Source organism: Xanthomonas sp. F14 (assembly GCF_014199865.1).
The window spans coordinates 39177-51504 of sequence record NZ_JACHOM010000002.1; the positions used below are offsets into that span (position 1 = coordinate 39177).

Here is a 12328-nt window from a genome sequence, read left to right on the forward strand (position 1 = left end):
ATCACCAGCGCTGCTGACCTTGCAGTAAAACCCCGCTCCGGCGGCCCCCGTGTAACTCCGTCGATCGCGTGAGCGGGTGCCTGCATCCTGCAGTCGCCTGCCTGCAGAAAGCAGCGCGATCAGCGATGCGAGACCGGCGCCTCAACGCGCCGCAGGCTCAGCCCCCAGCAACTCGATCTCCGCCAGCTGCAGTTTCGCAGGTGCGCTGAATCGCAGCCGATACTCGGCATATGCACCCGGGGAGGCAATGCGAAACGGCCGCGTCTGCAATGGCCAGTCAAACGTTTCCTCGCGGCGCTGATCGACCACCTTCCACGCACCATCGGCCGTCCGCGCTTCCAGCGTCCATCCGCTTGCCGCAATCGCCGCGTTGCCGCTGGTCAGCGTGTAGAGCGTCGGCGTGCCGCGCGCCATGCCGCTGAACGTCAGTGCCGATGCCGATGCAACTGCAGCGACCGTCCCGGCATCGTCGTCATGCAGTGCCGGGACATCGCCACCACCGGCCAGGGTGATGCGCGCCGTGTCTCCGAGCACATCGCGCAACGGGGCAGGGCGTTCACCCGCAGGTGTCAGCGATGGCGGCGCATCGTCCGGCCCGGTGCCCCAGCGCGAGGGCGTCGGCCCCATGACGAAGTCCAGCGTCGCACCATTGGCGATGTCCGCATGCGGCAACCAGGTCTTGCGCCAGGGCTTGCCGTTGACCTTGAGCGATTGCACGTACACGTTTTGCGGCGAATTCTGCGGCGCATTGACCCTCAGCGTCCCGCCGTTCGGCAAACGCAGGCTGGCCTGCGTGAACAGCGGTGAGCCGATCACATAGTCAGGCGTACCCATGCGCAACGGATACAAGCCCATCGCTGCGAACAGATACCACGCCGACATTTCGCCATTGTCCTCATCGCCGGGGTAGCCCTGGCCGATCTCGCTGCCCAGGTACAGGCGCGCCAGGATCTCGCGGGTCAGGCGTTGCGTCTTCCACGGCTGCCCGGCGTACAGGTACATCCACGGGATATGGTGCGCGGTCTGGTTGCTGTGCGCGTACATGCCCATGCGCACGTCGCGCGCTTCGGTCATTTCGTGAATGGTGGAGCCGTAAGAGCCGGCGAACCTGGCCTCGGCGGTCTCGGGGGTGGCGAAGAACGTATCCAGCTTCGCTGCCAGACCGGCGCGTCCTCCATACAACGCGGCCAGGCCTTGCCCATCGTGCGGTGCGGTGAACGCAAACGTCCAGCCGCTGGATTCGGTGTAATCGTGGCCCCAGACGCGCGGATCGTACTGTGCCGCGTCCACGCGCCAGGTGCCGTCCGGGGTGCGGCCCTGGAAGAACCCGATCGCCGGATCGAACAGTGCCGAATAGCCTGCCGCGCGGTGACGGAAATACAAAGCCTCGGTCGCGTAACGCTCGCGCGCCGTGGCTGTTTTCGCCTGCGTGGCCAGCGCATCGGCCATGTTGGCGATACCGAAGTCGTTGAGTGCGCCTTCCATCGACCACGACATGCCTTCGTGGGTGTCGGTATCGGCATAACCGCGAAAGGTCGAACGCGCCATGCCCTTGCGGCCGACATGCCTGTCGGGCGCCACCACGGTGGCGTTCTTGCGTGCGGCAACATACGCCTCGAGCGGATCGAAGCCCTGCACGCCCTTGAGCCAGGCATCGGCAAAGGCCACGTCGGAACTGGTGCCGACCATCAGATCGGCATAGCCGGGCGACGACCAGCGCGCCACCCAGCCGCCCGCGCGCGACTGCTCCAGAAAGCCTTGCACCAGCGCACCGGCATCGTCGGGCGCGAACAAGGCGTACGCCGGCCACGCGGTGCGAAAGGTGTCCCACAAGCCGTTGTTGACATAGACCCGGCCATCGCGGATCGGCGCAAAGCTGCGCACCGCGCTGCCATCGATGTTGTCGTCCGACCAGCTGCTCTGGCTCGCGTAACGCCAGTCCGGTGCGCTGGCGCTGCCGACGTTCTCGTGGCCGGAGTTGGGATACAGGTGCAGGCGGTACAGGTTGGAGTACAGCGTGGTCTTCTGGTCGGCGGTGGCATCGGGCACCTCCAGGCGTCCCAGCAATGCATCCCAGGCGTCCTGCGCACGCGCGGCAACCTGCTCGAATGTTGCCTGCGGCGCGATTTCCAGGGCCAGGTTGTGCCTGGCCTGATCCAGCGAGATCAGCGAGGTGGCAATGCGCATCTGCACCTGCCGGGTGCTGCCGGCATCGAACTTGATCCAGCCGGTGGGCCGGCCGGTATCGCTCAGGCCGCTGGTTTTCCACGGCGTGTCGAAGCTGGCATGGACATACATGCGCGTGGCCCCGGTCGATAGCCCGCTACGCACATCGGTGTAGCCGGAGAGCGTCTGTGTTGCCGCATCCAGGCGCAGCGCGCCGCGCGCGTCCACATTGTCGAACACCAGATTGGCATCGCCCTGTGCCGGGAAGCGAAAGCGGAACAGCGCGGCATGGTCGGTCGGTGCGATCTCGGCCTGGATCCCGTTGTCCAACCGCAGCGCGTAGCGATAGGGGCGCGCAGTTTCATTGGCGTGCGAAAACGCCAGTGCTCGTTGTTTGCGATCGGCTGGCGGCACGCCGGCGGCCAACGACGGCATCACCTGAAAGGTCTGGCGGTCGCCCATCCACGGGCTGGGCTGATGGCTGAGCGACAATGCCTGCAGGCGCGGGCGATTGTCCGCATCGTTGTGTTCGTTCCAGCGATACAGCCAGGTCAGCGTGCCCGCATCGGTCACCGGCGTCCAGAAGTTGAAGCCATGTGGCACGGCCGTTGCAGGGAAATTATTGCCACGCGAGAACGTGCCATTGGACTGCGTGCCGCGCGTGGTCAGCACCCAATCCGACGGACGCGTTGCCGGCGTTAGCGGCACCTCGGCAAGCGCGATATCGTCGATCCAACCGGCACTGGTCGCGCCTGCGGGCGGCGCAACGTCCAGCTCGATCGCACGCACACGGCGGCCACGCAGGCCGGGCACGTCGCCCAGCCGCACCGCCTTGCGCGCCCATTGCTGCGGATACAGCGTCTTCGACTCGCCTTGCGCCTGCGCAGATAGCGCGACGCCATGCTGATCCCGCGCAGCGCTGGCAGACACGCGCGTGCCGTCGTCCAGCAGCAGATCCAGTGACACATAGGTCGATGCCACATGCTCGCCGCCCACACTCTCCGGCAATACCAGCCACGACAGCGTCGTATCGGCACCGATCGGGACATCGGCGGTAAACAGGGTGCGCCGCCCACCTGCGGCATGACCTTGATACCGCAATGCATGCGCACCGCTGTAGCCGGCGTTGGGCTTGGCCGCATATGGCGCGGCCGGGCCGGTACCGATGGCAATCTGCACATCGCCTGCCGCTGCGCTCACCGGCAACGGCTGCCCGGGCTCGAACGAACTCGAAAACTCAATCGCCGCGCTCACCGACAGCGGCGCAGCGCAGCCCAGGGCGACAACCAGCCGTAGCCACAGCTCACGCGGGTGCAACAGCACAACAGACGAGGTCACGTGGCGATGTCTCCTTAGGGTGCGATGCCGCAGGGCAGGTCCGGCCGAGTGCTGCGGGCGATCCGGACACGGGGCGCAGGCACGGGGCGGTGCGCCATGGTCAGGCGATGATAAGCGCGATGTCCGGGTGGGGTGGCGCTGCCGTGCCTGTAGGGGGCCAGGCGCTGCTGGATCTTTAGCATCTCTCGAGGTTGCCGGCGCCCGCGCTGGCGCCGAGACCATCGCCACCCGAACCGGCGTCACCCGCTCAATGGGCCGATCACCACGCAGGCTGCTAGAATCCGCGCTCTGCCTTTGCCTCTACGATCGTGCCGCCATGAGCCAGACCGCCACCGCGCCCGCCAATGCCGAAGCGCGCTACACCGTGCATCGCAGCGATCTGCCGCTGAGCTGCCCGACGCCGCAGATGGCGTTGTGGAACTCGCATCCGCGCGTATACCTGCCGATCGAAGACGAGCCCAACTGCGAAGCCAAGTGCCCGTACTGCGGCGCGCTGTTCGTGCTCGCCGACTGATCCTGGCCGGATGCACCGCCTGACCGTGGTGCAACTGCTGCCGGCGCTGCAGTCCGGCGGCGTCGAGCGCTCCACCCTGGAAATCGCTGCTGCGCTGGTGCGCGCCGGCCACCGCGCGGTGGTGGTGTCGGCCGGCGGTCGCCTGGTCCAGCCGCTGCTGGAGGCCGGTGGCGAACATCTCACCCTGGATATCGGGCGCAAGTCGCTGCTGACCTTGCGTCATGTGGTCGGCCTGCGCCGGCTGTTCGCCGAACTGGGCGCCGACATCGTGCATGCGCGTTCGCGCCTGCCGGCCTGGCTGGGCTGGTATGCCTTGCGCGGCATGCCGCCAGCCACGCGGCCGCGCTTTGTCACCACCGTGCACGGGCTCAACTCGCCCAGCCGCTACAGCGCGGTGATGACCTATGGCGAGCGGGTGATCTGCGTGTCGCAGACGGTGCGCGAGTACGTCTGCACGCACTATCCGCAGACCGACAGCGCGCGCTTGCGCACGATACCGCGCGGTGTCGATATCGCGCAGTTTCCGCGTCGCCCGCATCCGGATCGCCGCGCGCGCACCTGGGCACAGAGCATGCTGCCCGGCCTGCCGGCCGATGCGCCACTGCTGCTGCTGCCCGGGCGCGGTACTCGGCTGAAGGGGCATGCCGACGGTCTGCAACTGCTCGCCGACGTGCGCGCTGCCGGCGTGCCGGCCTGGTTGTGGCTGCCGGGCGCGCGCGAGCCGGGCCGCGAAACCTATCTGCGCGAGCTGGAAGCCGAGGCCACCGGGCTGGGCGTGGCCGAGGCGGTCGCCTTCACCGAACCCACCGCACGCATCGCCGAGGCCTACGCCGCCAGCGATCTGGTGCTGCAGCTGTCGCGCAAACCCGAGGCCTTCGGCCGCACCGTGGTGGAGGCCTTGTCGGTAGGCCGGCCAGTGCTGGGGTGGGCGCATGGCGGCGTCGGCGAGCTGCTGGCCGAGTTGCAACCCGGCGGCGCGGTGCCGGCCTTCGATGCCGCTGCCTTGCGCACCCAGGCGCTTCATTTGCTGCAGCAGGCGCCGACAGCGCCCGCCGTGCTTCCCTATACGTTGCAGGCCATGCAAGCGGCCACCCTGAAGGTCTATGACGAACTCCGCCGCTGAGGCCATCCCTCCCGCGTCCGTGCTGACGCCCGATGCCGGTCGCTGGGCGCCGCTGTGGGTGATCCTGTTCGTGGCCCTGTGGCCCACGCCCGGGCTGGCCGAGACGGTGTTGTCGCTGGGCGCGCTGTTTGCGGCGTATCGCCTGCTGCATGCGCGCTTCCGCGGCGGCACCCGGCTGCTCAGCGGTGCGGCCTGGGCGCTGACCAGTGTGTTGTTCTTCGCGTACTGGTTGCCGCAGATGCTGTCGGCGTTCGATGCGGTGGACGTGGGCCGCGCGCTGCGCAAGTCGGCCACCGATCTGCGCTATCTGCCTTTCATGTGGTTGTGCGCGATCGCGGTGGCCAATGCGCAGCGGCGTCGGCGCACCTTCACCGGCCTGGCAGTGATCGGCGCGGTGTGGACGCTGGATGCGCTGTTGCAGGCCGCGTTCGGCAACAGCCCGTTGTTCTTCGGTCTGGATCAGATCAAGCAGCTGATCAGCGGGCATGGCCTGTGCACGCCGCAGGAGCTGGCCCTGGTCGACCGCCTCAGCGGCGTGCTGGGGCCGTGCAACCTCAAGTTCGGCCAGACCCTGGCCAGCCTGTCGCCCTTCCTGTTGCTGACGCTGGGCCGGCGCCATGCCTGGGCCTGGGCAGGCGCTGCGGCGGCGGTCGGGGTGGTGTTGGTGCTGGCCGGTTCGCGGGCGTCGTGGATCACCTATGGCGTGATCGTGCTGTTGTCCGGCTGGCAGTTGCTGGGTGGCCGTCGCCTGCTGGGAGTGGCGCTGATCGGCGCGCTGCTGGCGGCCGGCGTGGTGGCGGTGGCGCCGCAGGCGCGCGAGCGCATCCAGCGCACCGCCCTGGCCTTCAGCGATGGCGAGCAGGGCGTCGACCAGGCCCTGTCCGGGCGTGCGCAGATCTGGGGCGCGGCGCTATGCATGATCCGCGCGCATCCGCTCAATGGCGTGGGCGCACGCGGATTTCGGCAGGCGTATCCGGCCTGCAATCCGGCCCCCGCGCAGGCGCCGGCATGGGGCGACGGGCCGGCCTTCCATGCGCACCAGATCGTGCTGGAAATCCTGGCCGAAACCGGGGCGATCGGTTTGCTGCTGTGGCTGGCCGGTGCGGCCCAGGCCTGGCGCGCGTGGCGCTATTCCAGCCTGGCCGCGCGCGCGCAGGCACGCCCGGCAATGATCGCGCTGGTGGCAACCGTGTTCCCGCTCAATACGCATCTGGCGTTCTATTCCAGCTTCTGGGGCGGACTGAGCCTGATGCTGGCCGGCCTGTATGCCGGTGCCTTGCTCAACGACGACGCAGATCAGCCCCTGCCGCGCTGACTCGCCGCACGTCCGTGCGCTGCTGCGGCTGCACGCAGCGCAGGCCTGAGACCGGCCGACATCAGCGATAGAATGCGCTGCGCCCGCCCGGCTGGCGCTTGAAGCGCCGATGGATCCACAGGTACTGGTCCGGCGCCTCGCGCACCATGTCCTCGATCGCCGCATTGACCTGCGCGGTATCGGCGATCACATCGTCGGAGGGGATGTCTGCCAGCGGCGGTGCGATCTTGAGGATGTAGCGGCCACCTTCGCGCCGATGGAAGTACGGCACCACCGCGCAGCCGGTCAGCCGCGCCAACTGGTGGGTGGCGGTGATGGTGGAGGCCGGATGCCCGAAGAACGGCACGAACACGGTGTCCTTGCCGCGCATGTCCTGATCCGGCGCGTACCACAGGAAACCGCCGCGCTTGAGGTGCTTGATGGTGGCGCGCAGATCCTCGTTGGCGAACATGTGCGTGGCATAGCGCAGCCGCCCGCGCTTGACCGCCCACTCGAACACCGGGTTGCGATGCCTGCGGTACATGCCGGCCAGCGGCACGTAATCGCATAGCAGCCGCCCGCACATCTCCAGCGTCATGAAGTGGCCGGACACCAGCAACACGCCGCGCTTTTGTTCCTGCAGACGCTGCAGATGTTCCAGCCCTTCGACCTGCACGCCCGGACGGATGGCATCGATGCTGCCCCACCAGGCACGCGCGAATTCAAACAGGCCCACGCCCAGCGCATCGAAACTGTCGCGCAACAGCCGCGCCCGCCAGGCATCGTCCTGTTCGGGAAAACACAGCGCGAGGTTGACCTCGGCAGCGCGCCGGCGCGTGCCGGCCAGGCGCATCGCGATCCAGCCCACGCCACGGCCGAGCGCGCGCTGCAGCGTCCAGGGCAGGCGCCCGGCGATCACCATGACGGCAAGGGCCAGATACATCGGCCAGTGCCTGGGGTTGCGCAGGGAAGGGCGGACAGCGACGTTGGCGGGTTCGGACATGCGTCAATTCTAAGGGATCACGCGCGCGCGTCGGCGTGCACATGCGCACGCCGCAACGCTCCCGTATCCTGCAGCGATGCGGAAAGACCCGATCGAATGGCTGTTGCGCGGACTGTACTCGGCGCTGTTGTACCTGTTGCTGCCGGTGACGGTGTACCACCTGGTGTGGCGCGGTTTTCGCGTGCGCGAATACTTCAACCGCTGGAACGAGCGCTATGCCTCCTACACGCATGCCTGCGGTCGCCCGCGCGTATGGGTGCATGCGGTGTCGGTGGGCGAGGTCAATGCCGCCGCGCCGCTGGTCAACGCCTTGCGCGCGCAGCGTCCGGATATCCGCTGGGTCATCACCACCATCACCCCCACCGGCTCCGAGCGCGTGCGCGCGGTCTGGGGCGATGCGGTGGACCACGTGTATCTGCCCTATGACGTACCCGGCAGCGTTGGCCGGTTCCTGGAGCATTTCCGCCCGCGCCTGGCGTTGATCCTGGAAACCGAACTGTGGCCGAACATGTTGTTCGGCTGCCGCGATCGCCAAATTCCGGTGTACATCCTCAATGCGCGGTTGTCGGCGCGCTCGCTGCGTGGCTATCGCCTGCTGGCGCCGTTGATCAGCCGCGCGCTGCGCAGCGTCACCTGCGTGGCGGCGCAGTCGCACGACGATGCCGAACGCTTCATCACGCTGGGTGCACGGCCCGACCAGGTGATCGCACTGGGCAATCTCAAATTCGATATCGCCGCACCTGCGCAGTTGCAGGCCCTGGTCGCGCAGTTCCATACGCAGGTGCCGGCAACGCGGCCGGTGTGGATTGCCGCCAGCACGCACGAAGGCGAGGAAGCGGCCGTGGCCGACATCCATGCGCGCCTGCTGCTGCAGTTTCCTGATCTGCTGATGTTATGGGCGCCGCGCCACCCGGAGCGCTTTCCCAAGGTCGAGGCCGTGGCGCGCGAGCGTGGCTGGGCCGTGTCCACGCGCAAGAGCCAGCAATGGCCGCAGGCGCGCGACAAGGTGTTTGTCATCGATACCCTGGGCGAGCTGATGAGTTTCTACGCCTGCGCACAGGTCGCCTTCGTCGGCGGCAGCCTGCAGCCGATCGGCGGGCACAATCTGCTCGAACCGGCGGCGGTCGGCACGCCGGCAGTCACCGGCCCACATCTGCACAATTTCTCGGAGATTTCGCGGCGCATGCGCGAGGCCGATGCGGTGGCCATTTGCGACGATGCCGACTGCGTCTACCACGATCTTGCGCGCCTGCTCGGCGACCCAGCCCAACGCGAGGCGATGGCCGCGGCGGGGCTGGCCTTGGTCGCCAATGGCAAGGGTGCGGTGGCGCGGACGCTGGTGCAGATCGCGCCGGACCTGCCACCGGTGGTGAGCGAAGGCGCGGCGTCCTGAGGATGTCACTGCGCCTGCACTGCAGCGTTGCAGTAATCCTGCCGCAGTCACGCTAATGCGCGTCATCCAACGGCCTTGGAGTGCCAACAGGGCGTGGCGATCGCGCAGTCGTGTGATCAGCCGCTTTGGGCGTCATCTGGAGAGTCTCAAGCCGCATTGGTCGAGCGTGCGGTGTCCTCGCCGTTCGCGGGACACGCCGTGAATCGGTCCGTGGAGGCTCGGTGGCGGCATCCATGCCGCCACACGGTCCCGCAACCGGCGAGGACACCGAAGCAGGGAGTTCGCCGGTTGCTTTGTTGAAATTGCTTGCAAACCTGCACGGCCGACCATCTCGACTGGTCCTTGCCCGTTCACTGTCGCGGGACCTGACGCGGCATGGAGGCCGCGTAAGAGCTTACAAGGACGTACTTGCAGCGTGTCCCGCGATGGTGGGCGGGCAAGGGCCCTGCAGCCAAGTCGCAGATCAGCTGCTAATGCCGCAGTCATCGCAGGGATCGCACGCAGCCAGGTACGCGTGTGCATCGGACATAAAAAAGGCGGGCCTGCGCCCGCCTTTTTAGTTACCTATCCGCCCGCATTACTGCAGCGAACCACTGCCCTGCAGCTTGGACTCGGCATCCTGCGACAGCAGGCGGTTCACGTCCTGCAGGTCGGTGATGTCGAGCTTGCCGATCGCCTGGCCCAGCAGCAGACGGTTCTGCAGGAAGTTGTAGCGCGACTGCGCATAGTTCAACTGCGCCTGGAACAAGGTGCGCTGGTTCTGCACCACGTCCAGCACGGTGCGCGTACCGACTTCCAGACCCACCTGCGAGGCGTCGTATGCGGCCTGCGCGGAGACCACGGCCAAACGGCGTGCTTCCACTTCGCTGATGCCGGCGACCACGGTCTGGTAGGCATTGCGCGTATTGCGATCCAGCGCGCGCTTCTGCTGCTCGTAGGTGTCCTGCTGGATATCGCGCTGCGACAGCGCCTGACGCACGGCCGACTGGGTGGCACCGCCAGCAAAGATAGGAATCGACAGCGTGATGCCGATCGAATCGGTATCAATGTTGCGATTATTGGTCGTGAAGTTGCCGGCAGCTGTATCGATATCGGTGGCACCGCCCCAGCTATTGGTTCGTCCCATGCTGCCGGACAGGTTCAGTGTCGGGAGGTGACCAGCGCGCGCGGCACTAACCTGCGCCTCGGCGGCACTGACCTGCAGCTGCTGCGCCTTCAACGCCGGGTTATCGGCGATGGCAGTGGAGACCAACTGATCCACATTGCTGTAGGCAGCAGGTACTTCCGGGCGGAATTCTTCCGGCAACGCGCGCAAGCCGACGACGGGCTGGCCGGTAAGCTCGGTCAGTGCCTGGTAGTAATCCTTGAGCGTATTGCGGGCATTGATGGTGTCGGCGCGCGCCTGGTCATACTGAGCACGCGCTTCGTGCACGTCGGTGATCGGTGCCAGGCCCACTTCCAGACGCTTGTCGGCGTAGTCGAACTGCTTTTTGGCCGCCGCTTCGTTGGTCTCCGCTGCCGCCAGCGATTCAATACCGACCAGTACCTGGAAATATGCCGCCGAGGTGCGGGTGATCAGGTCGTTGTTGGCTGATTCCAGGTTGAAGTCTGCCGCCTTGGCCACTTCGCGTTGTGCACGCAGATTGGAGAACTGCGCCCAGTTGAAGATGGTCTGGCTACCCTGAATCGCGTACTGGCGTTGTTTGGTGGTGGAGCGCCCCGGCTGGCCTTCCAGTTCGCGATGCGACTGGGTGAAGCCAGCGCTACCATCCAGCTGCGGCAACAACGCCGCACGCGCCTGCACCTGACCTTCCCGGTTGACCAGGCGGGTGGACTCGGCCACTGCCAGCTGCGGATCGCCGTTGCGGGCCATTTCGTAGACCTGCAGCAGATCGGTGGCGTTCGCGGCCATCGGAGACAGGGCGGCGGCCAGCGCCAGGACGAGGGATCGGCGGATCATCGGGGAAGCTTCCTTGGGAATCAGAATTGGAATCGGGGCGTCGGTGCGGCGCCCTGGAGATAGGCGAGGTCGGTTTCGAACAACGATTCGATGCGCGGCGCGTTGACGTCGCCACGGACCAGGACCGCTTCCATCACTGGATCGTGACCGCGCACCACGAACAGCCGGCCGTTCGGGCGCAGCCACTGCAGCCACTGCGTCGGCAGCGACTCGACCGCGCCGGTCACGCAGATGGCATCGAAGCGACGCTCGCTCTGCCAGCCGAACACGTCGGCGGTCTCGATCCGCACGTTGCTGCCCAGGCCGCTGCTATCCAGATTGGCGCGTGCAGCGGCGGCCAGTGCCGGGTCGATCTCCAGGCTCAGCACTTCGCGGGCCAGCGCGGCCAGGCAGGCAGTGGAAAACCCGCTGCCGGTGCCGATTTCCAGCACGTCTTCGCCCGGCTGCAGATCCAGCGCCTGCAACATGCGGCCTTCCACTACCGGCTTCATCATCTTGTGGCCGGCCGACAGCGGGATTTCCACATCGACATAGGCCAGGGTCTTGTAGGCCTCGGGCACGAAGGCTTCGCGCGGCAGGCGCGCCAGCACCTCGAGCACGCGCAGGTCCAGCACGTCCCACGGCCGGATCTGCTGTTCGACCATCTTTTCGCGGGCCTGGGAGAAATCGATCGTCATGGTGCGGTTATCCAACGCGGTGGGGCAGGCATTTTACCGGTGCACGGGGCAACTGGCGCATCTAGCATCGCTGCGCGCCGCCAAACGGCGCAGTGCCGGAAGTCATCGCCACCAAAGGCCGGGGGCGGTCAGCGCGGCGCATACGCCCTCAGGAAAAAATCCACGCTGGCCTGCAGGTGCTCGTCCACCTGCGCGCGGGTGGGCTGGCCATGCAGGCCGCACATCATCAGCGCATACAGCTCGCCCTTGAGCAGGCAGAAGAACTGCGAGGCCGCACGCGCCACGTTGTCGATCTTCAGCTGGCCGTCGGCCACGCGCGCGGACAGGAAATCCGCCAGCGCCTGCTGGGTTCGCTTGGGGCCGGCGTCCCAGAACATCTCGCGCACATGCACATCGCCGGTACCCGGCGCCATCATCATGCGGTGGGTGGCGATGGCCGAGTCGGTGCTGACCATGGCGAAGAAGGCATCGGCGATTTCGATCAGCTGATCGCGCAACGCGCCCTCGGGGGCGTGGTCGAACAGGTCGTCCGGCATCATGTGCTGGCATTGCGCACGGATCGCCTCGGAAAACAGGCTCTCCTTGTCGCCAAAATGACTGTAGACGGTGAGCTTGGACACGCCCGCCTGCGCGGCGATGCCATCCATGCTGACACCGGCATACCCCTGCTCCATGAACATGGTGCGGGCAGCGCCCAGGATGGCGGCGCGTTTCCCAAGATCCTTGGGCCGTCCAGGGCCGTTGCTCTTGGCCTTGGACTTGAGGGGGGGCGAGCTGGACATGCCGCCAATACTAGACCATCGGGTTCTATATTTATACTCGCCGCCCGCGCTGCGCCTTGAAGCACTCAGGAAAGATCG

General features: G+C 66.9%; 9 protein-coding genes. 4 read left to right on the top strand and 5 right to left on the bottom strand.

Features of this window, described 5'->3' with window-relative positions; genetic code table 11:
* Positions 1–141: 141 nt before the first annotated feature.
* Positions 142–3504: a GH92 family glycosyl hydrolase gene (locus GGR73_RS08770; protein ID WP_184456569.1), complete on the bottom strand. Its 3363-nt coding sequence runs from the start codon at positions 3502–3504 to the stop codon at positions 142–144.
* Positions 3505–3820: 316 nt separating this feature from the next.
* Here GGR73_RS08770 and GGR73_RS08775 point away from each other — a divergent pair, with 316 nt between their 5' ends.
* The 3 genes from GGR73_RS08775 to GGR73_RS08785 are packed head-to-tail and all read left to right on the top strand — an operon-like array spanning position 3821 to position 6456.
* Positions 3821–4018: a zinc-finger domain-containing protein gene (locus GGR73_RS08775; RefSeq protein WP_184456572.1), complete on the top strand. Its 198-nt coding sequence runs from the start codon at positions 3821–3823 to the stop codon at positions 4016–4018.
* A 10-nt stretch (positions 4019–4028) separates the two neighbouring features.
* Positions 4029–5141, top strand: a complete 1113-nt coding sequence (locus tag GGR73_RS08780; protein WP_184456574.1) for a glycosyltransferase — start codon at positions 4029–4031, stop codon at positions 5139–5141.
* Positions 5122–6456, top strand: coding sequence for an O-antigen ligase family protein (locus GGR73_RS08785; RefSeq protein ID WP_184456576.1), 1335 nt, complete (start codon positions 5122–5124; stop codon positions 6454–6456). The genes GGR73_RS08780 and GGR73_RS08785 overlap by 20 nt, the downstream gene beginning before the upstream one ends.
* Before the next feature lie 61 nt (positions 6457–6517).
* On the opposite strand, the gene GGR73_RS08790 is transcribed toward GGR73_RS08785, so the two are convergent.
* A complete protein-coding gene (locus GGR73_RS08790) occupies positions 6518–7438 on the bottom strand; it encodes an LpxL/LpxP family Kdo(2)-lipid IV(A) lauroyl/palmitoleoyl acyltransferase (RefSeq protein WP_054591292.1) in 921 nt (306 codons plus the stop codon).
* A 76-nt stretch (positions 7439–7514) separates the two neighbouring features.
* Between GGR73_RS08790 and waaA the strand changes: the two genes are divergently transcribed.
* A complete protein-coding gene (gene waaA, locus GGR73_RS08795; protein ID WP_065032830.1) occupies positions 7515–8831 on the top strand; it encodes a lipid IV(A) 3-deoxy-D-manno-octulosonic acid transferase in 1317 nt (438 codons plus the stop codon).
* Between the two features lie 577 nt (positions 8832–9408).
* Here the strand turns inward: waaA and GGR73_RS08800 are convergent.
* The 3 genes from GGR73_RS08800 to GGR73_RS08810 form a co-directional block, all read right to left on the bottom strand.
* Complete coding sequence (locus GGR73_RS08800; RefSeq protein WP_065032829.1) at positions 9409–10791, bottom strand: TolC family outer membrane protein; 1383 nt, start codon at positions 10789–10791, stop codon at positions 9409–9411.
* A 20-nt stretch (positions 10792–10811) separates the two neighbouring features.
* Positions 10812–11468, bottom strand: coding sequence for a protein-L-isoaspartate O-methyltransferase family protein (locus GGR73_RS08805; RefSeq protein WP_024938983.1), 657 nt, complete (start codon positions 11466–11468; stop codon positions 10812–10814).
* 128 nt (positions 11469–11596) lie between these two features.
* Positions 11597–12250, bottom strand: coding sequence for a TetR/AcrR family transcriptional regulator (locus GGR73_RS08810; protein WP_184456578.1), 654 nt, complete (start codon positions 12248–12250; stop codon positions 11597–11599).
* Positions 12251–12328: the final 78 nt, after the last annotated feature.